The 19,997-nt window shown below is 50.4% G+C and carries 19 protein-coding genes and 1 tRNA gene; 13 read left to right on the top strand and 7 right to left on the bottom strand.

Features of this window, described 5'->3' with window-relative positions; all coding sequences use genetic code 11:
* The first annotated feature begins 23 nt into the window (after positions 1-23).
* A complete protein-coding gene (gene nusB, locus AWQ21_RS04965; protein ID WP_065713577.1) occupies positions 24-665 on the top strand; it encodes a transcription antitermination factor NusB in 642 nt (213 codons plus the stop codon).
* 20 nt (positions 666-685) lie between these two features.
* Here the strand turns inward: nusB and AWQ21_RS04960 are convergent, their stop codons facing one another.
* Positions 686-1,306 (bottom strand): CPP1-like family protein, encoded by a 621-nt coding sequence (locus AWQ21_RS04960; protein WP_065713576.1) that lies wholly within the window; start codon positions 1,304-1,306, stop codon positions 686-688.
* 1,122 nt (positions 1,307-2,428) lie between these two features.
* Between AWQ21_RS04960 and AWQ21_RS04950 the strand changes: the two genes are divergently transcribed.
* The 4 genes from AWQ21_RS04950 to dusB all read left to right on the top strand — a co-directional run bounded on the left by AWQ21_RS04950 (position 2,429) and on the right by dusB (position 7,119).
* Positions 2,429-3,145 (top strand): response regulator transcription factor, encoded by a 717-nt coding sequence (locus AWQ21_RS04950; RefSeq protein WP_065713574.1) that lies wholly within the window; start codon positions 2,429-2,431, stop codon positions 3,143-3,145.
* A 102-nt stretch (positions 3,146-3,247) separates the two neighbouring features.
* A complete protein-coding gene (locus AWQ21_RS04945; protein WP_065713573.1) occupies positions 3,248-4,255 on the top strand; it encodes a PhoH family protein in 1,008 nt (335 codons plus the stop codon).
* Positions 4,256-4,288: 33 nt separating this feature from the next.
* The gene (locus AWQ21_RS04940; RefSeq protein WP_065713572.1) at positions 4,289-6,013 is read left to right on the top strand and encodes an EAL domain-containing protein; all 1,725 of its coding nucleotides are present in this window, start codon (positions 4,289-4,291) and stop codon (positions 6,011-6,013) included.
* A 14-nt stretch (positions 6,014-6,027) separates the two neighbouring features.
* Positions 6,028-7,119, top strand: coding sequence for a tRNA dihydrouridine synthase DusB (dusB, locus tag AWQ21_RS04935; RefSeq protein WP_232315072.1), 1,092 nt, complete (start codon positions 6,028-6,030; stop codon positions 7,117-7,119).
* Here the strand turns inward: dusB and lpxD are convergent.
* Positions 7,116-8,141, bottom strand: coding sequence for a UDP-3-O-(3-hydroxymyristoyl)glucosamine N-acyltransferase (lpxD, locus tag AWQ21_RS04930; protein WP_065713571.1), 1,026 nt, complete (start codon positions 8,139-8,141; stop codon positions 7,116-7,118). The genes dusB and lpxD overlap by 4 nt on opposite strands.
* A 19-nt stretch (positions 8,142-8,160) precedes the next feature.
* Between lpxD and AWQ21_RS04925 the strand changes: the two genes are divergently transcribed.
* The 4 genes from AWQ21_RS04925 to AWQ21_RS04910 all read left to right on the top strand — a co-directional run bounded on the left by AWQ21_RS04925 (position 8,161) and on the right by AWQ21_RS04910 (position 11,831).
* Positions 8,161-8,736 carry a TerD family protein gene (locus AWQ21_RS04925; RefSeq protein ID WP_065713570.1) on the top strand — a complete coding sequence of 192 codons (576 nt, stop codon included), beginning with the start codon at positions 8,161-8,163 and terminating at the stop codon, positions 8,734-8,736.
* 53 nt (positions 8,737-8,789) lie between these two features.
* Entirely contained in the window at positions 8,790-9,335 is a 546-nt protein-coding gene (locus AWQ21_RS04920) for a surface-adhesin E family protein (protein WP_065713569.1), read from the top strand.
* 57 nt (positions 9,336-9,392) lie between these two features.
* On the top strand, positions 9,393-11,078 hold the full coding sequence (hflX, locus tag AWQ21_RS04915; RefSeq protein ID WP_198159712.1) for a GTPase HflX: 1,686 nt from the start codon (positions 9,393-9,395) through the stop codon (positions 11,076-11,078).
* A 147-nt stretch (positions 11,079-11,225) separates the two neighbouring features.
* Positions 11,226-11,831, top strand: a complete 606-nt coding sequence (locus tag AWQ21_RS04910) for a hypothetical protein (RefSeq protein WP_065713567.1) — start codon at positions 11,226-11,228, stop codon at positions 11,829-11,831.
* Between the two features lie 51 nt (positions 11,832-11,882).
* Here AWQ21_RS04910 and AWQ21_RS16475 read toward each other — a convergent pair whose 3' ends face one another.
* Positions 11,883-12,104 carry an Mbov_0395 family pilin-like conjugal transfer protein gene (locus AWQ21_RS16475; protein WP_315862256.1) on the bottom strand — a complete coding sequence of 74 codons (222 nt, stop codon included), beginning with the start codon at positions 12,102-12,104 and terminating at the stop codon, positions 11,883-11,885.
* Between the two features lie 146 nt (positions 12,105-12,250).
* On the opposite strand from AWQ21_RS16475, the gene AWQ21_RS04905 reads away from it, so the two are divergent.
* Positions 12,251-13,030 (top strand): SPFH domain-containing protein, encoded by a 780-nt coding sequence (locus tag AWQ21_RS04905; protein ID WP_065713566.1) that lies wholly within the window; start codon positions 12,251-12,253, stop codon positions 13,028-13,030.
* 224 nt (positions 13,031-13,254) lie between these two features.
* The gene (locus AWQ21_RS04900) at positions 13,255-13,695 is read left to right on the top strand and encodes a hypothetical protein (protein WP_065713565.1); all 441 of its coding nucleotides are present in this window, start codon (positions 13,255-13,257) and stop codon (positions 13,693-13,695) included.
* Here AWQ21_RS04900 and ruvX read toward each other — a convergent pair.
* The 3 genes from ruvX to AWQ21_RS04885 all read right to left on the bottom strand — a co-directional run bounded on the left by ruvX (position 13,692) and on the right by AWQ21_RS04885 (position 16,275).
* Entirely contained in the window at positions 13,692-14,126 is a 435-nt protein-coding gene (gene ruvX, locus AWQ21_RS04895) for a Holliday junction resolvase RuvX (protein WP_065713564.1), read from the bottom strand. The genes AWQ21_RS04900 and ruvX overlap by 4 nt on opposite strands.
* Before the next feature lie 9 nt (positions 14,127-14,135).
* The gene (locus AWQ21_RS04890; RefSeq protein WP_065713563.1) at positions 14,136-15,320 is read right to left on the bottom strand and encodes a GNAT family N-acetyltransferase; all 1,185 of its coding nucleotides are present in this window, start codon (positions 15,318-15,320) and stop codon (positions 14,136-14,138) included.
* 82 nt (positions 15,321-15,402) lie between these two features.
* Positions 15,403-16,275, bottom strand: coding sequence for a hypothetical protein (locus tag AWQ21_RS04885; protein ID WP_065713562.1), 873 nt, complete (start codon positions 16,273-16,275; stop codon positions 15,403-15,405).
* Positions 16,276-16,474: 199 nt separating this feature from the next.
* On the opposite strand from AWQ21_RS04885, the gene AWQ21_RS04880 reads away from it, so the two are divergent.
* Both AWQ21_RS04880 and AWQ21_RS04875 read left to right on the top strand, forming a co-directional pair.
* A tRNA-Met gene (locus AWQ21_RS04880) sits at positions 16,475-16,551 on the top strand.
* Positions 16,552-17,137: 586 nt separating this feature from the next.
* On the top strand, positions 17,138-19,666 hold the full coding sequence (locus AWQ21_RS04875) for a mannose-1-phosphate guanyltransferase (RefSeq protein ID WP_065713561.1): 2,529 nt from the start codon (positions 17,138-17,140) through the stop codon (positions 19,664-19,666).
* On the opposite strand, the gene AWQ21_RS04870 is transcribed toward AWQ21_RS04875, so the two are convergent.
* Entirely contained in the window at positions 19,663-19,938 is a 276-nt protein-coding gene (locus AWQ21_RS04870) for a DUF6439 family protein (RefSeq protein WP_065713560.1), read from the bottom strand. The two genes, AWQ21_RS04875 and AWQ21_RS04870, sit on opposite strands and share 4 nt — an antisense overlap.
* Positions 19,939-19,997: the final 59 nt, after the last annotated feature.

The following is a 19,997-nucleotide window of genomic DNA, read 5'->3' as shown; positions in this document are numbered from 1 at the left end:
AATTGTTTATCTGAAATTAGATTATGCCCGCCCGAAAACAGCCCCGTAGTGTTGCCCGTGAAATTGCTCTATTGAGCTTGAGTCAGATCAAAGGCAAGCCCGATAAGTTAGAAGCCGTAGAGCTTGATGAATTGATGTTGGCAGCGGTTCGGACCCTGGGTAGCGAAATCCATGACATCTTAGAGGATGCAGCCAGTGAGGTTGCTCGGGCAGAGGAGCAATTACTGAGAAGTGAAACGTTAGCTGTCAATGTTAAGAGCGCGCGCGCAATGGCCGAAGAAGCCCTGGAGCTAACTCGTGCGGCGATTAATCGCTTGGGTCATGTGGTGGAGTTGCCAGAATTTTTGCAGTTAACTCGCCAACATGAGGTGCGTAATTTTGCGTTAGAGATTCTCACGACACTCCGACGCCGCAATGATCAGATCAAAGAAGTCATTGACGGATCTTTGGTTGATTGGCAATATCATCGTTTACCTCGCTTAGATCGCGATATTCTACGCATCGCCGTGGCTGAAATTTTGTTTTTGGAAACGCCCTACAAGGTGGCCATTAACGAGGCAGTAGAGTTGGCAAAACGATATTCTGACGAAGATGGCCATCGTTTTATTAATGGTGTTCTGCGGCGGGTGAGCGATCGCCTACGGGCCGAGGACAGCATCAAATAGCAGCCTTGCCCCAGGAGTTATTATCTTAAGAAACTCGTCCCCAAGCCGAAAACAATACTGCTAAGCACTAACAGAAGATGTTCGGGGGCGATCGCCACGGTGACGCCAGTGCTATTGAGGATGGCATTCACACCACTACCAAGGGCAATCCCCGCGATCAAGGCCACAATCCCAATGAGGGCGGCCCGTCCAAAGCGCTGTTCTTTACGGTAGAGCAGATAAATATTCGCGATCAACGCCACGGTTAAAAGGGTTGAGGTGAGATCCGTTGCGAGGAATATTCCGGCAATGGCGATCGCCCCATTGACGCCGAGGGCCGTATATAAGGTGTTGGTTTCTGGGGTATCTCGCAAATCTACCAACCACTGGGGTAATTCGGGAGATTTAACCAAGGGTTGAGACGCCTGCGCCTTCTTCTGAGAAGTTTCTGCAAAGCGAATCTTATCCGGAACGTCTAGGGTGCCCTGTTGCCGTTGTCTGAGGCGATCCATAATAATCGCATCGTAGGCCGCTTCGAGTTTGTCCACCACGGCGCGATCGCCTTCATATTTGGCGCTGAGTTTTTGTTTGGCTGCTTGGATCTCTTCAAATGAAGCCGTTTTTGCAAGCCCAAGGGTTTCGTAGGGATTTTGTTCGCTCATTCTCCTCCTCCTGTGAGCATGCCACTGGGTTATTGGAACATCCTTAGATTCTTAATGTAACCCAATCTTCATACAGTTTATTATTATGAGCGTTTTCCGGTGCGCTTTCCATAAATCGAATTTTTTTCTGGCAATGTCCCAGGCGATCGCCGCAGAATTCCCCAAGAGAGCACATCTACCCATATTCAACGCTGGCTGACTAACGGAGTAAGCCGTCAAGCCAATCTCCCCATCCAACTCGCTCCAAAGTTAAAAAAATTTTGGAGACCCTCCGGCAAAACTCGATGCACAGCGTCACACAGTCGAACAGAGGCCAACGAATAAACACGTACGAAATACCATCTCACTGGACTATGGCTGATGTCCATCAATGAAACGTTCATTTAACATTCAATTCATTTTACTGATTGCGCCGACTGCGATCGCGAGCTTTTAAGCGAGTTGTGTCAGCACTTCTTCGAATGATTTTCAAGTTCAAACTCGATTTTTTATAGATCGCCTTTTTTTGAACTTAGAGGGCACTCATAAAAGATTGGATAAAAGATCACAATTAGAGGTTGTCTGAAAAATATCAAATATTGTCAAGTCGCCCCTTCAATTTTCCAAATCGGGGACTTTTTTCAACCAAAAATCCAGGTGATTCTTCCCAGGCTGGGGGCAAGGAAGACTTTTTAAACATCCTTTTAAAGGCTTGACTTTTCTTTTGAACAGTAATCAAACTAAGTTATGGATGAACTGTTCAAATAATAAACAAAAAGAGACAGAGACCTCATTGTGAAAATTTAGCAGCCTTGTATTTTTTGGCAGAACCAACTCGGCAAATAAGCGCGAGCTAAAGTCGCCAAGAAAAAAGATGAGAGGTTCTATTTTAGATAACCATCGTGATGATTGGGGAAACGATAAAGGTTATTGCTTTGTGTTGTTGTTCTATTTAGACTGTTTTGTCGCTTACTCACTGGCCAAATCAAATTTCAAAAAAACGCTGATGCTACCCAGGGCGATCGCCATAGACTTTTCGCAAAACTACACTAAAATGGTGTGCTAGGGAGAGATATAACCGTACACTAATCAAACAAGCTTAAGTCTTGATTTACCATTCGCCGCAAGTATCTTTAAGAGTCTATGGTCGGTGCCAAAATTTTAGTTGTTGATGATGATCCCGCAATTCGCACGTTAATTGTCCGATTTCTTGGACAAAAGGGCTATGCAGTAGCCGCAGCGACTGATGGGCAGTCCGCTACAGAAACATTCCGATCCTTCAGTCCTGACCTAGTCATCCTCGATATCAATTTGCCAGATACCCTTGGCTATGCCCTTTGTGAGCAAATGCAGGAGTTGAAAGATACTTATGTTTTGATGCTGACCAGTCGTACCGATGCCACCGATAAAGTACGAGGCTTTACCCAAGGGGCAGATGATTATCTGACCAAACCCTTTGACATTATTGAACTTGAACATCGTGTCCATGCGATTCTGCGCCGTCGGCGATCGCCCGTTGTTGTCCCGACCCAAGACCAAAGCCTCGATTTCGCAGATTTAAACATTGACCCGATGCGCCATGTGGTTGCTGTAAAGGGAGAACCTGTCAACCTAACGGCCCTAGAATTTAACCTGCTCCACTTCCTCGCGAAAAATGCGAACAAAGTTTGGCGACGCTCAGAACTGATCCAGGCAGTGTGGGGCTATGATTACCTGGGCGACCAACGGGTCGTGGATGTGCATATCGGGCAAATTCGTCGCAAACTCGAAAATCTTATGGATCAAGAAGCCCCGATCAAAACCGTGCGGGGTGTGGGCTATATGTTCGAGACAACATTAAATTCCTTAAGCGAAACCTAACAGGGAAAGAACCGCAAAAAGTTAGGGTCTGAAGTCTTCCCTTAGTTTTTTCTCCGTCCTCCGCTGCCTATAATTAAGGCTGATCTATTTTTTACCTTGCCCATGAGTGAAACCTCGCAAACCATTCAACTCCCTAGCCTAGAAAGTGCGATCGCCCTCTCTGGAGTCAAGGAAGAAAACCTCAAATTTCTATCCCAGCACACCGGAACAAGTGTGGTCTTACGGGGACAAGAGCTACTGGTGCGAGGTCGCGAAAAGGCTGTTAATCGTTGTGTTAAAGCTCTCTATTTCCTACAACCTTTTTGGGAAATCGCTCAACATATCTCCCAACCAGATCTGCTAACGGCCTTCCACGCCATCGATACCCACCAAGTCGAAGAATACCAAGACCTCCAAAAACAAACCCTAGGAAAAACCAGACGTGGCGAATATATCCGCGCCAAAACCTTTCGACAGCGACAATATATCCAGTTAATCCAGAAGCATGACATCACCTTTGGCATTGGGCCGGCGGGTACCGGAAAAACCTTTCTTGCTTCGGTCTTAGCCGTCCAAGCCCTGCTGCGCGATGAAGTCGAACGGTTGATTTTAACCCGGCCGGCAGTGGAAGCTGGAGAGAAACTAGGCTTTTTGCCGGGGGACTTGCAACAAAAAGTTGATCCCTTTTTACGCCCCTTATATGACGCCCTTTATCAATTTATCGATCCGCTCAAATTACCGGAATTGATGGAAAAAGGACGCATTGAAATCGCGCCCCTGGCCTATATGCGGGGGCGTACCCTCAGCAATTCCTTTGTGATCGTCGATGAAGCTCAAAATACGACCCCAGCCCAGCTCAAAATGGTGCTGACACGTTTGGGTTTCGGTTCTAAGATGGTGATCACCGGGGACATCACCCAAACGGATTTGCCGAGTCATCAGGCTTCGGGCTTGATTATGGCTAGCAAGATTCTCCAGTCCGTGGAAGGCATTGGCTTTTGTTATCTGACGGATGCGGATGTCGTGCGCCATCCCCTCGTTCAGAGAATTGTTAGCGCCTATGATCGATTTGAAAGCAACGGTACGACCAGCCAGAAACGACGGCCTTTAGGACAAACGAAAGGAGGGTAGCAAGGGAGCCATACCCGAATCACCTATTTTGTTATGACGAAAATTCTAGTCATTGAAGATGATGATATTGTGCGGAAGCTGATCCGTAAAATCCTGGCGCAGCAACAATATGAAGTCCTAGAAGCAGCCGGGGGCCATCAGGGTGTGCAGTTAGCCCTGGCGCACCAACCGGATTTGATTGTTTGTGATGTGATGATGCCGGGAATGGATGGTTATGGGGTCTTACAAAAGCTCCAGACCGAGGCAGCAACGGCGATGATTCCCTTTGTGTTTTTGACGGCCCGGGCAGAAAAACAAGATATTCGCCAAGGCATGCGGTTAGGGGCGGATGATTATTTAACAAAACCGTTCACAAAGGAAGAATTACTGTCGGCGATCGCCACCCGTTTGAGTAAGTTATCTTCCCTGCAACATCACTATAGCCCCCCAGATTCATCGCCAAAGGCAGCGCCCCAGACAGCGTCCCCCGACCTAAAGCATGATTGTGGCGATCGCTTTAGCCTCCAGGAAACTTTTGAGGCGATCGCCTTGACCCTCCGGAGGAATGAGGCGACAGCGTTACCGCTATTTATCGTTGGTTTTGAACGATTTGACCGAATCTGTGATGACCTCGAACCCCAAGAAATAGATCATCTCAACCAGGCCATTATCAATCGTTTAAATCAGGTCATTCAAGGGCGGGGACGAGTCATTTGTTTGGCGGCAGGGAAATTTTGTCTCGTTTTAACGCGTCCCTATGTCCAGACTGATACTGAGGCGATCGCCCAGGAAATCCTGGCTGCTTTCCAGCAATTTCTAACCACTGCCACCGAGGAATTTTTACTGTCCGTAAGCCTAGGAATTGCCGAGTATCCCCAGGATGCGAATAATCTCAGGGATTTGGTCGCCCAAGCCCAGGCCGCCCAACGTCAGGCACAAACTTTAGGGGAGCCGCGCTACCAATTGGCCAAAGCAATGACGGTGCACAGTTACCCCAAGGGTCTTGATTTAGCGGATGATCTGCGGGATGCCTATCACCACCACCAGTTAAAGGTGCATTATCAGCCCCAATTCCAACTCCCAGGGCAAGAGATCGTCGGCGCAGAAGCACTGCTGCGGTGGGAACATCCCTTGAGGGGTCTCATTCCGGCTGAGGAAATTTTGGCGATCGCCAAGCCCATGGGCTTACTCGAAATTCTCGATCAATTTGTGCTGACCCAAGCCTGTCGTCAGCTACGCCGCTGGGCGAACCAAGACCATGCAACATTCCAGATGGCGGTCAATCTCTCGGTAGCTCAATTTAATCAACTCCACTTCCACCAAGATCTCAGCCACCTACTCATTGAAAATAGCTTAAACCCAGCCAACCTCGTTTTAGAACTCACGGAGTCGACCCTTTTAGAAAATGCGCCGTCAACAATCCGCCGCCTTAGGGCCATTAAAACACTCGGCGTCAAAATTGTCCTTGATGGTTTTGGCCTGGGTTATAGCTCTTTGGCTTATCTCAAAAAATTTCCCTTTGATTTCCTCAAGCTAGACCCCAGCTTAATCCGCAACATCCACCAAAAATCGGCACAACAGACAGTCGTGCGATCGCTCATTAGCACCGCCCACCAACAGAAACGCTTGGTCATTGCGGAAGGCGTTGAAAACCAGGCAGAATTAGACTGTTTACAGCAACTCAACTGCGATCGCGCCCAGGGTTTTTTGTTGGGCGACCCGATGAGTGCCGCAGAACTCGAACAGCTACTCCTGTCCAAATACAATATTTCCGAATGATTTGGTAATTTTTGATGCCCCCGACCCCTGAAGCCACTGCCATAGCTGATCCTGACCCAAGGCGATCGCCCCAAACCAACATCTCAGACAATCCCCTAAAAATTGGTGCCGTCACCCTCCAGAGCCGTGTCCTCCAAGCACCACTATCGGGGGTAACGGATTTGGTCTTCCGGCGTTTGGTGCGGCGTTATGCCCCCAGTTCTATGATGTACACCGAAATGGTGCGCGCCCAGGAAGTCCACCATCTCCAGACTTTGCCGAGGCTGATGGAAATTGACCCAGGGGAGCAGCCGATCAGCATTCAACTGTTTGACTGTCGCCCCGATTTTATGGGGACAGCGGCCAAAAAAGCCGTGGCCGAGGGCGCCCAAACCATCGACATCAATATGGGTTGTCCGGTGAATAAAATCACCCGCAAGGGAGGTGGCAGTTCTCTCCTGCGGCAACCGGATGTGGCGGTGGCCATTGTGAAAGCGGTAGTGGAAGCTGTCGATGTGCCTGTGACCGTTAAAACCCGCATTGGCTGGGGTGATGATGAGATTGTCATTGTTGATTTTGCCCGACGTTTAGAGGACGCTGGCGCACAAATGCTGACGGTACATGGTCGCACCCGGGCCCAGGGCTATACCGGGAAAGCCCAATGGCAGTGGATTAAAAAAGTGAAAGAAGTCCTCTCCATTCCGGTGATTGCCAACGGGGATATTTTTTCGGTAGATGCGGCGATCGCCTGCCTGGAAGCAACGGGCGCTGATGGGGTGATGTGTTCCCGGGGAACCCTCGGTTATCCGTTTTTAGTCGGCGAAATTGATCATTTCCTCAAAACGGGGCAGCGGCGGCCCCAACCGACGGTGGTGGAGTTACTCCAGTGCGCCAAGGAGCATTTAGACGGGCTTTGGGAATATAAAGGTCAAAAGGGCATTTACCAATCCCGTAAGCACTTGACTTGGTATTGTCGCGATTTTCCCAGAGCCGCAGACTTCCGCGATCACCTCAACAAAATCGACACTGTTGCCGAGGGTCAAGCCCTCCTCGATGCCGCCATTGAGCAAGTACAAAACCAAGCCAGTATTCCCGCCGTAAAAACGCCCCAACTGGCGGTGATTTAACCCTTCTTGAGTTTACGAAACACCTCATACATTTCTGGCAAACGCTTATAAATGGCCGAGACTTTCCGATAGACGGCATTGGGCACCGCTGGACTGCCCGAGACAATTTCTCCGGGGGCAACTCGATTGTTAATCCCCGTTTGGGCTGTGGCGATCGCCCCATCACCAATTACTGCCTGATTCGCAACCCCCACCTGACCCCCAAGGAGCACATTATTACCGACGGTTACACCTCCCGCTAAACCCACCTGGGCCGCAAGGGCACAGTTTGAGCCGATGGTTCCCCCGTGGGCCACATGGACGAGATTATCCAGTTTGGTTTGGGTTTTAATGCGCGTTTCCCCCACGGCAGGCCGATCCACCGCACTGTTACAGCCAATTTCAACGCCATCTTCGAGGACGACAATTCCCGATTGTTCCATCTTGAACCAGCCCTGGGCCGTGGGCACAAAGCCAAATCCCTCGGCCCCAATCACCGCACCGCTGTGGATCACACAATGATTGCCAATCTTGACCCGCTCGTGAATTGTGCAATTGGCATGGAGTAACGTATCAGCACCAATTTCGACATCGGGATAAACCACTACATTGGCCATAATACAAGTGCGATCGCCAATTTTTACCCCCGGATAAAGCACCACATGGGCACCCACCGAAACAGCCTCACCCAACTGTACCGACGGATCAATGACAGCGGTAGGATGAATGCCCGGTGCCGGACGAAACGGCTGATAAAAAACCTTGATCGCCGCCGCAAATAACAAACGCGGCTCCTTTGTACTAAACCAAGCCAAACCGCGATCTGTCGCCCGTTGTTGCAAATCTTCATCCGCAGGCAAGATTAACGCCGAAGCTGCCGTTGTATCGACCCTTGCGGCAAATTTTCCCCCTTCGATGTAGCTGATTTCCTGGGATTTTGCGGCATCAATGGCGGCGACTCCCGTAATCTCCGGGTCACTTCCGAGGGAATGATCGATAATGAGATCAGACTTTAAAACTTGAATTAATTCAGAAACGTTCATCGAATTTTATCTATAGAAAATGACGATTAATCTAAACAAGGGCCAAGGCATTTCCCTCAAGAAAGCTGCACCAAGCCTCACCGCCGCTTTTATTGGTTTAGGTTGGGATATAAAGCAACAGGGCACAGGGGCAGACTTTGACCTTGATGCCTCCATTTTTATGCTGGGGAATAATGGCAAGCTTATTTCCGACCAGCATTTTATTTTTTACAATAACTTGACGAGTCCCGATCCTGAACAAGCCGTCAAATTAATGGGTGATAATCGCACCGGGGCTGGTGAAGGTGATGATGAAGTCATGATCATTGATTTTCGGAAAGTGCCGGAGAATGTTGCCACAATTGTGATTGCGATTTCGATCTATGACGGGGAAGCGCGTCGCCAAAGCTTTGGTCAAGTGCAAAATGCCTACGTCCGGCTCGTGAACGTGGAAACAAAGGCGGAGGTGCTGCGTTACTCCCTCCAGGAACATTTCTCTAATGAGACGGCTCTGATTATGGCAGAGGTGGTTAAGGAAGGGGGCGAATGGCGCCTCAATGCGGTTGGGGATGGCTACCAAGGGGGCTTACAGACCCTGCTTGACCGTTATCAATAGGGTTTTGGCTTGCTGGTTGAGGAATTTGGGGAAGTTCCCAACCAGTAGAACGAATGGCGATCGCCGATTGTTCAGATCGCCTTCAAACCATTCCCCAGTGTTTGATTCTGGTGCCTTGCGGAGGACGGGCAATGGGTAATTTTTCACAATTTTGGCGCACGTTGGCGATCGCCACGGGGATTTTAATGGTTCCCCTAGTCGCCCAGGCAGAACTGGTACAGGTGGTGGCCAGTCGTAGCTATGACGAAGACTACGGCCAGTACATGGAAAAAGAGCTATACGTTAACCCCAAAACCATCAGACGCAGTGGGCCGTTTGCTTGGTGGGAAGTAGAAGCCGTCAATCGAGATAGCACCTCGAAGGAATTGCGCTACCATGCCCGTGCCTACTATTCTGGGGACTGCTCCCGGCGGGTCACCCGTTTACGGGAAATCTCGGTGTTTATCCTCAACGGTGAAAACACAGATTTTTACAAAAACTACGGTGATCAAGGGGAAGTGAATACGGTTTCCCCTGGTTCCACTGGGGCGAGCCTCCTAGACTTTGTCTGTGGCAATGCTCGCACGGATACGGCGGCGGCCCCTCGCCTTGACGAATAAAGCACATTTCGCCACGATATCCTAATGATCATTTAGTATTCATTTCGTTCTAGGAAGCTGCCCATCGACACTATTCACGGTAATCTCAAAGGTCTTAAAAGTAGTCAACTCAAGCAGTTGCAACGACTGTATCAACAGGCTGTGCCCGGCGATCGCCTGACAACTCCAGAATTAGCCCAACGGATTGCGGCCCTGAGTACGGAGCTAAACCAAGCGGTTTGTGTCTATCTCAACCGCCGCGGCAAAGTGATCCGGGTGGGGGTTGGTTCGCCCCGACAAACCCAAATTCCCCCTTTAGAATTACCCCGCTATGGTGCCGAGCGATTATCAGGCATCCGCTGTCTGACTGCTAGCCCGAAGGATGAACCGCCCAAGGAATCGAGTTTAACGGCGATGGTGCTGCAACGGTTAGATGCCCTTGTGAGCTTTACTTTAACGGGGACAGGGACGACTAAACGGGGCCGGGGGGCTGCGGGTTACGTCAAAAATGTCTATGTGGCCCATCTGCTCCCCCAGACCCATCCGAGCCATGCCTATTGGCTGGTTTCTGAACCCCAAACCTTAGAAGATCTGACCCAACAGGATTTTTTGGATCTCGTTGAAGGACTAGAGGCGGAATTTCGCCGAGAATTTACGGCCCAACAGGTCGACCAAAGCCATGACCGGGTGATTCTTGTTGGGTTACAAACGGCAGACATTGGCGATCGCCCCTTTCAGGATCGGCTAACAGAACTGGCCCGCTTGGTGGATACCGCTGGGGGGGAAGTGCTGCTTACCCTCGAACAAAAACGCAGTACACCCCATCCCCAAACCGTTGTCGGCACCGGGAAAGTAGAAGAAATTGCCCTCCAGGTACAAACCCTCGGCGCGAATCTTGTCGTCTTTGACCGGGATATGTCTCCCGCCCAGGGCCGCAACCTGGAACGACAACTGGGCGTGAAAGTTTGCGATCGCACGGAAGTGATCCTCGATATCTTTGCCCAGCGGGCCCAGTCCCGGGCCGGGAAACTCCAGGTGGAATTAGCCCAATTAGAATATCTCTTGCCCCGCTTGGTGGGTCGGGGTCAGGCCATGTCCCGTTTGGGGGGTGGCATCGGCACCCGTGGCCCTGGGGAAACAAAGCTCGAAACGGAACGGCGTACCATCCAAAGTCGCCTCAGTCGCCTGCAAAAAGAAGTGGATCAACTGCAAGCCCACCGTTCCCGGATGCGGAGTCAACGGCAACGGCAAGATGTCCCCACCTTCGCAATTGTGGGCTATACCAATGCGGGTAAATCGACCTTGATCAATGCCCTCACCAACGCTGAAGTTTATGCGGCGGATCAATTGTTTGCCACCCTCGATCCCACGACCCGACGGCTGACTTTGACCGATGAAGCCTTTCAAACCCAGACAATTTTACTAACGGATACCGTTGGTTTTATCCATGAATTGCCCCCGGCCCTTGTGGATGCATTTCGGGCGACCCTCGAAGAAGTCACCGAAGCCGATGCGTTGATCCATGTGGTGGATCTGTCCCATCCTGCGTGGCAGCATCAGTTAGAATCCGTCGAAAAAATTCTGGGGGAAATGCCAATTATGCCGGCCCAAGCCCTGTTGGTTTTTAATAAGCTGGATCAGGTGTCTAGTGAAGCACTCCAGGAAGCCAAGCTACGCCATCCGAACGCTGTTTATATTTCTGCTAGTGATCGCCTCGGTTTTGAGACCCTCCGACAACGGCTCGCTCAAATGTTGGTATTATGACAACAATGTCGAAATTAAATAGTCATTCAGCCGAAGATGAAATTAGTGATTTCTTGGGGTTGCCTGAGCAAATTTTCACGATACTTTGATGCTTTTCCCGTAAATACGAAGTATGCAGATCTTTTGTAATACTAAGGAGATTGTTTCATGAGTTTTCTCATGCAATTGTTTGGGGCCTTGGCTCTGTTTTCTCTGGGTGGCTCGCTCTGGATGAAGTCTTTTCAGCGAAAGGTATCGCTGGCTCTGCTGGTCATTTCTGTGATTGGGCTAGTGATGAGTACGCGCTCTCATCTTGCTTTCATGGGTACGATTGACACTCGCTCTCCCCAAGAGATTGCGGCCGAAAAGCAAGCCGCAGCGGAGCGGATTATCGAAGAGGAGGAGCGAAATCGACCGAGAAACACGGAACCGATTGTGGCACCTCCTGGGCAGAGTCTTTCTCTCCCGCGGAGTGGAGAGTATACTCTCCCAGAGTCGCTCCAAGGGAAAGAACTCAATCTGTGTTTTACCTATTTAGGAATTCCAGGACAAGGAGTCCAAGGGCAAAAAATCACTTTAGATGGGTATGAATTTATAGCAGATGAAAGTGAGTGCTTTCCTCTCAGTCTATCAGATAATACCTTTACTGTTACATTATCTCGATCTCTTGAAAGTCCGAGTAGATATCCAGACAGAACATCCTATGAGATCTATTCGGACCCTACCATTGCTCCAGGTGGCATAGGAGTCCCCCCTCAAATTGTGGCACGCTAAGTTACAATTTACTATACACTCTATTCGTATACGATTAGAGTGTTTTTCTTTTTAGGAAACTAATGCAGAGATCACATAGTCAGTAATCAGGAAAGCTCCCACAATAATGATCAGACCGACAATGGCATTGGTAATACCCTGGGTAGCTTGAGCTACTTCTCCCGGATTGGAGCTGGTCATATAGCGAAAGCCAGAGATGACCAAGACTACTACAGTAATAGCGGCCAAAATTCCCAAGGCAGCGTTAATCACATCGGAGATCAACTCTGGGATAGAGCTAGCACTAATCGGGTTTTGGAAGCTAATGGTCTGAGGGTTGGGAGATCCAGAATTACCTGAGTTACCAGAGCTATTCCGGTAGTGTCACAAAAGTAGTGATAGGATACCTAGAAAAAGCGATGGTTTCTTAGGTTGTATCTATGATTTGGGCTTTTCTGCTTGCCGGGATTATTTTTCTAGCTGTCACAAACCTGCATATCGTACCTGATCGCGAAGTATGGGTAATGGAGCGTCTTGGAAAACGCCGCTTTGCATCGGGTGGTCTTGATTTCCAGCTTCCCTTAGGTTTAGAAAAAAAAGTTTGTATTATTCCAGTTCAACCCAGCCTCACCAATGTCTTCGGACAACGGATCAATATCCCCGATGGCACCATTCAAGAATTTTATGCCTCAATTGAATATAAAGTTGCCAATTCTCAACGTCTTTATGATTGTGTCCGGACGAATGATCAATCCCAAACCTTAGAACTAGGGCAATATATCCAGACTTGGTTCCTTGCGGCTGCCCGTGATGTTCTCAAGCGTCTCCCCATTGAATCGATTTGTGAAAATGAAGAAGACGGTAGCCTAGCCCTGGAATTGCGTCTGAAAATCGAAGCCGATTTTGAAGCGAAAGGTTTAACCCTGGTTGGCCTCGAACCTATTCGTGTCACAAGTATCGTTCTTGATGAAGTCGCTGAGAACGCGCGCCGTCTACGTTACGTCGAATTGAAAAAAGTTGCTGCTAAATCTATCTATGCTAAAGGTGAAAGCCAAGCTATCCGAACCCTCATGGTTGAACTGGATATTCCGCAAATGCAAGCCCAACGTCTTTACCTCCAACTTCAAACCTTAGCCACCCTCGAAGGTACAGATATGTCTGGGGTGATCATTTCGGATATGCTGTCAGCAAAACTCCTCGAAATTGGTAAACGCAGCTAAGGCGCAAAAAACAAAGGAATCGCTTGATTTTTAACGCTTCGACGAATCTGCTTTGGTTTTGAAACCCTCAGACAACGGCTTGCTCAGATGCTAAAACATTTATAAAGGGGCAAATTTTCGCGGGATTGTAAACCAATTGTCAAAAAACTGCGAATTTCTCCCTTAGCGTAGAACACAACTCGTTAAGCTTGAGATATGTCTACTAGATTCCGAGGAGGTTAAACGTGAATGCATCAGAACGGGCCTTAGGCGTTGAGCTGGCGACGAAAATTGCCTCGGTGGTGAATTTATTCCGGGCCGAATTCCCCGATGCAAAGGCCGACCTCAAACCCTGGCGCAATGACCCCGAAACTCGCGAATGGATGGACCCAGATTCCATTGACATTGGCTTTCACCTGCCGGGCTGGAGTCCCCGTTTTCAAAGTCGGAGCATGCTGGTGCAAATTCGTTTTTTCACAGATCCCCTGGATCAAGTGCAAACCTTTATCGGCATTGAAACGGCGGGTTTTAACCACCAAGGGGAAGCTTGGCGACTCTCAACCATTGCCCAGTGGCAACTGGTCGGCGATTATCAGCCCGCTAAAGATGTCTGCGATCGCCTCCAACGATTTTCCCAAAAAGCCTTTGAACTGTTCGCTTCAGGAAATTCTGATGCTGTCACCTAGGAAGTCGGGGCACACTGTCTTGTCTCTAGCCACTGTTGCAAAATAATTTGGGCTGCCCGCTGATCGACGAGGCCCTTTTGTTGGCGGTCATACTGCTTTTCGGCTTTGAGTTGGTTTTCTGCTTCGACGGAGGTTAAGCGTTCGTCCACATATTCAATGGGAAGCCCAAAGGCCTCTGCCAATTTACGGGCAAACTTTTGGGTTTGTTTCGCCTGTTTCCCTAAGCTGCCGTCCATGGCATAGGGCAACCCTACCACTAAAACTTGAATGTGACGCTGTTCGATCCAATGGGCGATCGCCGCTAAATCTGCCTCTAGGGTGGTGCGTTGAATGGTCGTTAAAGCCGTCGCCAAAAGCCCGAGGCGATCGCAGCCAGCCACCCCGATGCGTTTACGGCCAATATCGAGCCCCAATGCTGCCACTGGTTCCATCTGCTGTGCCTAATTTTCCGGGAAGAAATCCCGCTGGGATTCCTTTGGCAATTTTAGGCTGGGATGGTTTTTAAACCAATGGATGCGGCTGGGGATTGGCGATCGCATCGGCTGCAAACCCTGGAGTACCCCTGATAATTGCAACGCTTCAAGGGGCTGGGATTCGCGTACCTTGTGCCACACTGAGCGGGACATTAGAAGCGTATGTTCCCTGGGGGTTGCACCCACCGTTTCAAAAAATTCTTCCCGTTCCGGCTGATAATCCGTAGAGGTAGTCAACAAAGGTTGTTCTGGTCGGATCTGAGCGATCTGCGCCATTTTGATCATCAGTTCCGGATAGAGCCAAGTGTAGGCCGGGTGCACCGTCAGGCGACCATGGTGGGGTTTGTGGTCTTGGTGGGCCAGTTGCACCGCGAAATAACCAATAGCAGCTTTCCGTTGGGGCTCAAAAACATACCCTTCGACCACATCCACATGTTGCGTCCAATTTTTAACGCGGCAGATTAAATTGCTGAGGGGCGCACTCTTAAAGTCTTGGACATGGCGATCAAAGACCTGCCTGAGCATTGGCGGCATGGAGGCAGTATCGAGTTGGTAGAGCAAGCGGGCATCGGCATTGCCCACGGGCATCAAATTGGGTAGGGCGGGTTCCTGGAGGGCCAATTCGCTGAGAATTTCCGGGGCGATCGCCCAGTAGGTGAGTTTCGCGAGGGGCTGGAACCCATTTTGACGGTAGAGGCTGAGGGTCTGTTGAGCGTTAACATTCACCTCTAACACCCAGTTACGGGCTTCCACGACATGGTCAAAGCAATACCGGAGCAGGGCCGAACCTGGGTCCCGGGCGGAGCCATGGTATTGCAATTTGGGGAACTGGGGGTCGATGATTACCTGTTCGACGCGCCAGGTACTTTGGGAGGAGTTGAAGGGGGAGATCTTCACGAAGCCCACAAGCTGGCCATCGACTTCAATGACATAGCCGTGGAAACTGTATTGGTTGGGATTCGGGAAAAAACTTAGTAGCTTAACGAGGCCGTAGAAATTCTTAGTATTTTCGAGGTGGTCCTCAAGGGGCATATCGAGGGGAGAAGGCCCATCTAGATCCGCTGCGGCGGCAAAATTGGCGATCGCCGTGAGATCTCGATACTGTACTGGCCGGATGGATACTTTGCCTTGTTTGCTCATTCCCGCTGTCATGGTCAGTATTGTCCCCAATTCAGTCCGCTGTTGCCCCTATCTTAACGGGTTTATGGGTTGAATGCACCGACTCAAATCTGGCTCAGCTTTCTCCTTGAAAATCTTGATAGCGCCGCACAATCACAAGGCGATCACCCACGACCGGATTCCGCGCCACGAAGTTTCCCGCTAAATCCTCCACGACCATCTTCTTAAAATCTAGCAACTGGGCTAGGTCTAAAACCTCCATACCCAAACGATCTTGCAACCCTTCTCGCAAGAGATACCAGGCATCACCCACGGTAATCCGTAGGGTATTCGTCTCAAAATCGGCTTGGATGGTGCGCACAATGTTGTCCCCATAGGGTTGGGTGACTTCATCTAGCTGAGCCTGGATCGCCGCAATTAAACGCTGCTCCGGGGTCAGGGGCTTGGGGGGTTCTGCGCTGGCGACTGGGGCCGGTTCAGAAACTTTGGGGGCCACTTGCGGCGCGGGGGTTTCTGGCTTGGGGGTAACAGGAGAGACTTCTTCTGTCGGCTCCGTCACAGGGGATTGGGCAATTTCGTCGCTGATCTGAGGTGCTTGGGTCGTGAACTTCCAAAGAAAAATAAAGGCGATCGCCGCCGTTGCCGCCCCCAGCCAAAGTTTTTGTTGCTGCCACCAAGGTTGTCGCCGGGGCCGACGGGGTACGGGTTCAACACGCCGGGGTTTAACCTTGGGCACTGGGGTCGTCGGTACTTCGACTCCAGGAGTATTCGCCGGGACTTCCACTACGGGGATAACTGCTTCTGGGATTGCTGCTGGTTGTTCCCGTTTCAGTTGCTGAATCAGATTTTCTGTATCGGTACTCAGGGTATCGAGGGCCGCCGTTGGAATTTGGGCGGTACCTGCTTCCAGGTCGGCCACCACCTGTTGCAATTGGGCTAGGGTTTGTTTGAGACGACTCAGGGAGGCTTGGGGATCAGCTTGGCTCATGGGTTACGCCAAAAATTACAAAACATCACGCAGCGGCAGAAAATCTGCGTTCCCATTTTAGGCGATCGCCTTCCCCCGTTGATGGTTTTGCCAAAAGCTGGTTGTTGCCTGTTTAACGAGTGCAGACTACCAATATTCCCAAGAATCTTTCCTGGGGGGTTGCCATTTTTCTGTTTGGGACTTATGCTAGTAAAAGCGTCGCGGGATAGAGCAGTCTGGTAGCTCGTCGGGCTCATAACCCGAAGGTCGGTGGTTCAAATCCGCCTCCCGCCACCAAATTGAATCAAAAAGCAATAGCCTCACCTCTGGGTGGGGTTTTGTTGTTTTAAGAAGTATTGAGATTCTAAATTTTAATCTCTAAGGGTTAATTCCTCGCCCCTTGGGGCGTGATAAAATAAACCTGGTTCGCAGCCCACCAGTTGAGAGTGAAAGTCAGGCATTGCCGGGGCCTCCAAAGTCTGGGAATTGTACAGAAGTTTCTCTGTTGTGCTCAATCTGTACCCAGGGACTCTGGGGAAGGGAAACAGCCTATCAAGTCGAGCGAGCGGATGCCGAACTTGGTTCGGCATCATTCAAGTCGAGCGTCGGTCTGTCGGGGGTCTACGACCTAGATAAGTGGCATGGGGTAGGAATACTCAATCGTGAGGTTGGGATGCCCCGCCCGCTTGCGGCGGGAAAGATGTCACAGATTGTCTCTTGTTAGCGAACCATTGCCGTCAAACCGAGAACTCCACAATACAATGCCAAAGTAAGAGAGGCAGCGGGACAACCAAGTAACTTCTTTGATCGCGACATCGCCCAGGGAATTTTTTTGGCTGAGTCCGCCGCGTATTTTGATATTGCGGTACAGCGGAGATTTTTTATGCGTGCAGTTTTAATGGCTGGCGGTGCCGGGACAAGACTACGTCCCCTGACTTGTGATTTACCGAAGCCGATGGTGCCAGTGCTCAATCGCCCCATTGCTGAGCACATTATTAATCTACTCAAACGCCACCGCATTACCGAAGTCATTGCCACGCTCCACTATGTGCCGGACATTATGCGGGACTATTTTCAGGATGGCCACGAGTTTGGGGTCAAAATGCATTATGCCGTAGAAGAAGATCAACCTTTAGGGACGGCGGGCTGCGTCAAAAATGTCGAAGAACTGCTCACCGAAACCTTTGTGGTGATTAGTGGGGATAGCATTACCGATTTTGATCTCGCGGCGGCGATCGCCTTCCACCGCGAAAAAGGTTCTAAAGCGACCCTCGTCCTTACCCGTGTGCCTAACCCCGTTGAGTTTGGTGTCGTGATTACCGAAGAAAACGGGCAAATTAGCCGCTTCCTCGAAAAACCCTCCACCAGCGAAATTTTCTCTGATACCGTCAACACAGGGACTTACATCCTTGAGCCGGAGGTGCTGAAATACCTTCCGGAAAATGAAGAATGCGACTTTTCGAAGGATCTCTTTCCCCTACTCCTCGACCGAGGGGAACCGATGTATGGCTACATTGCCGATGGCTATTGGTGCGATGTCGGACACCTCGATGCCTACCGTAAAGCCCAGTACGATGCCCTCGCCCGGAAAGTCCATGTGGAATATTCCTATGAGGAGCGATCGCCAGGGATTTGGATTGGTAATAATACTTTTATCGACGACAGTGCCACTATTTCTCCCCCGGCGATGATTGGTGATAATTGCCGCATTGGTGCCAGGGTGCACATTGAACCCGGTACGGTCATTGGCGATAACGTAACCGTCGGTGCCGATTCTGATCTCAAACGGCCAATTCTTTGGAACGGCGTGGTCTTGGGGGAAGAAGTGCAATTGCGGGCTTGCACAGTAGTGCGGGGAAGCCGGGTTGATCGCCGTGCCCACATTTTAGAAGGGGCCGTGGTGGGGGCATTATCCACAGTGGAAGAAGAAGCCCACATCGGTACCGGCGTGAGAATTTGGCCCAATAAACGGATCGAAGCCGGGGCGATTGTGAATATCAACCTCATCTGGGGGAGCACAGCCCAGCGCAATCTGTTTGGCCAGCGGGGAGTTTCTGGCCTCGCCAATATTGACATCACCCCCGAATTTGCCGTCAAACTAGGGGCGGCCTACGGTTCGACTTTAAAAATTGGCTCGATGGTGCTGGTCTCGCGGGATCAGCGCAGTGTCTCGCGGATGGTCAGTCGTTCCTTGATTGCGGGATTAATGTCGGCGGGGATTGGCGTGCAAAATCTCCAGGCCACGGCCATTCCCATTGCCCGGACAATGGCCAATATTTTAGACGTGGAAGGGGGAATCCATGTGCGTCTCCACCCGGAACGGTCAGATCATTTGCTAATTGAATTTCTCGATCGTCAAGGGATCAATATCTCGAAGGCGAAGGAAAAGAAAATTGAGGGGGTCTATTTTAAAGAGGATCTCAGACGGGTGGCGATCGCCGAAATTGGCGAAATGTCCTGTCCGGCACAAGTCATTGAGCAATACAGCCAGCGCTTTGAAGATCATCTCAATATTGGGGCCCTGATGAATAGCGGCTCGAAGGTGGTCATTGACTATGCCTATGCGGTGTCGGGTGCTGTTTTACCGACTATTTTGAATAAATTTAGCTGTGATGCCGTGGTGCTTAATGCCAGCCTCAAACAAAATTCCCCCGTGGGTCAAGAGAAAGAATCCCTCCTTTTGCAATTGGGCCATGTGGTAGAAGCACTGCGTGCCAGCATGGGGGTACAGGTTGCGGCCAATGGGGAACAACTTACCCTCGTCGATGAATCAGGACTGGCTATCTATGGGGAGCGCCTCACGGCCTTGCTGACGAGCATTCTCTTCACGGCCAGTCCCCGCAGTTCCGTCGTTGTGCCCATCTATGCGTCGAGTGCTGTGGAGCAAATTGCCCGCCGCCATGATGGCCATGTGATTCGCACCAAAGCTAACCCCACTGCCCTCATGGAAGCGTGCCGGAATAATCCCCATGTGGTGTTGGGGGGAAGCGGCGATATGGGTTTTATTTTTCCGGAGCTACACCCCGGTTTCGATGCGATGTTTACGATCGCCAAGCTGATTGAGATGCTGACGATCCAAGAGCGATCGCTCGGTCAAATTCGAGCAGAATTACCGATAGTTTTCCATAAGTCTTACACCATGCGTTGTCCCTGGCGGGTGAAGGGGGCTTTAATGCGACATCTGGTAGAAATCCACGACAGCGATCGCCTCGTGCTAATTGATGGCGTCAAAATTATTGATCCGGTCTCGGATAACTGGGTGCTGGTGCTACCCGACGCCGGAGAACCATTGGTACATATTTATGTGAATAGTGAAAGTCGGGAGTGGGTCGAAGAATCGTTGCGAGATTACCGCCATAAGGTGCAAAGCTTTATTGAGCGGGAGCAAAACGGTGATCTCCCGGAATTTTAGGACGCGGTTTTACGGCCGTGGTCGGGGCAAGGGGGCGCGGAGATTGTCCGGTCTAACCAACCTTGGGCCTGTTCTAGGTGTTGTAGGGCGGCGGCGGGGTTATCGTTTAATAGAAAAACCAGGGCCGCCGATAAATGCTGCTGAGCCTGGACTTTGCGGTTGCCTTTCAGTTTGTGCCAATCGTTGGGGGCGATCGCCAATTTAGCGGCTAGTGCCTGTGCCAATTCGAGGCTATCGATTTGAGTTAAATCAGACGTTAAAACATTACCCATCACAAAAACCCATCAATTGCAAATATATAAAAATGTCGGGGTTTACCATGGTAAACCCC

Origin of the sequence: Picosynechococcus sp. PCC 7003, assembly GCF_001693255.1 — a bacterium.
GTDB lineage: Bacteria > Cyanobacteriota > Cyanobacteriia > Cyanobacteriales > MRBY01 > MRBY01.
Note: the sequence above shows the minus strand (reverse complement) of the source record. Positions and strands in the feature narration are given on the sequence as shown.

What these genes read in the sequence shown, in the direction of transcription:
- nusB (WP_065713577.1), top strand. Translation starts at nt 24, where the DNA reads ATGCCCGCCCGAAAACAGCCCCGTAGTGTTGCCCGTGAAATTGCTCTA.
- AWQ21_RS04960 (WP_065713576.1), bottom strand. Translation starts at nt 1,306, where the DNA reads ATGAGCGAACAAAATCCCTACGAAACCCTTGGGCTTGCAAAAACGGCT.
- AWQ21_RS04950 (WP_065713574.1), top strand. Translation starts at nt 2,429, where the DNA reads ATGGTCGGTGCCAAAATTTTAGTTGTTGATGATGATCCCGCAATTCGC.
- AWQ21_RS04945 (WP_065713573.1), top strand. Translation starts at nt 3,248, where the DNA reads ATGAGTGAAACCTCGCAAACCATTCAACTCCCTAGCCTAGAAAGTGCG.
- AWQ21_RS04940 (WP_065713572.1), top strand. Translation starts at nt 4,289, where the DNA reads ATGACGAAAATTCTAGTCATTGAAGATGATGATATTGTGCGGAAGCTG.
- dusB (WP_232315072.1), top strand. Translation starts at nt 6,028, where the DNA reads ATGCCCCCGACCCCTGAAGCCACTGCCATAGCTGATCCTGACCCAAGG.
- lpxD (WP_065713571.1), bottom strand. Translation starts at nt 8,141, where the DNA reads ATGAACGTTTCTGAATTAATTCAAGTTTTAAAGTCTGATCTCATTATC.
- AWQ21_RS04925 (WP_065713570.1), top strand. Translation starts at nt 8,161, where the DNA reads ATGACGATTAATCTAAACAAGGGCCAAGGCATTTCCCTCAAGAAAGCT.
- AWQ21_RS04920 (WP_065713569.1), top strand. Translation starts at nt 8,790, where the DNA reads ATGGCGATCGCCGATTGTTCAGATCGCCTTCAAACCATTCCCCAGTGT.
- AWQ21_RS04910 (WP_065713567.1), top strand. Translation starts at nt 11,226, where the DNA reads ATGAGTTTTCTCATGCAATTGTTTGGGGCCTTGGCTCTGTTTTCTCTG.
- AWQ21_RS04905 (WP_065713566.1), top strand. Translation starts at nt 12,251, where the DNA reads ATGATTTGGGCTTTTCTGCTTGCCGGGATTATTTTTCTAGCTGTCACA.
- ruvX (WP_065713564.1), bottom strand. Translation starts at nt 14,126, where the DNA reads ATGGAACCAGTGGCAGCATTGGGGCTCGATATTGGCCGTAAACGCATC.
- AWQ21_RS04890 (WP_065713563.1), bottom strand. Translation starts at nt 15,320, where the DNA reads ATGACAGCGGGAATGAGCAAACAAGGCAAAGTATCCATCCGGCCAGTA.
- AWQ21_RS04885 (WP_065713562.1), bottom strand. Translation starts at nt 16,275, where the DNA reads ATGAGCCAAGCTGATCCCCAAGCCTCCCTGAGTCGTCTCAAACAAACC.
- AWQ21_RS04875 (WP_065713561.1), top strand. Translation starts at nt 17,138, where the DNA reads ATGCGTGCAGTTTTAATGGCTGGCGGTGCCGGGACAAGACTACGTCCC.
- AWQ21_RS04870 (WP_065713560.1), bottom strand. Translation starts at nt 19,938, where the DNA reads ATGGGTAATGTTTTAACGTCTGATTTAACTCAAATCGATAGCCTCGAA.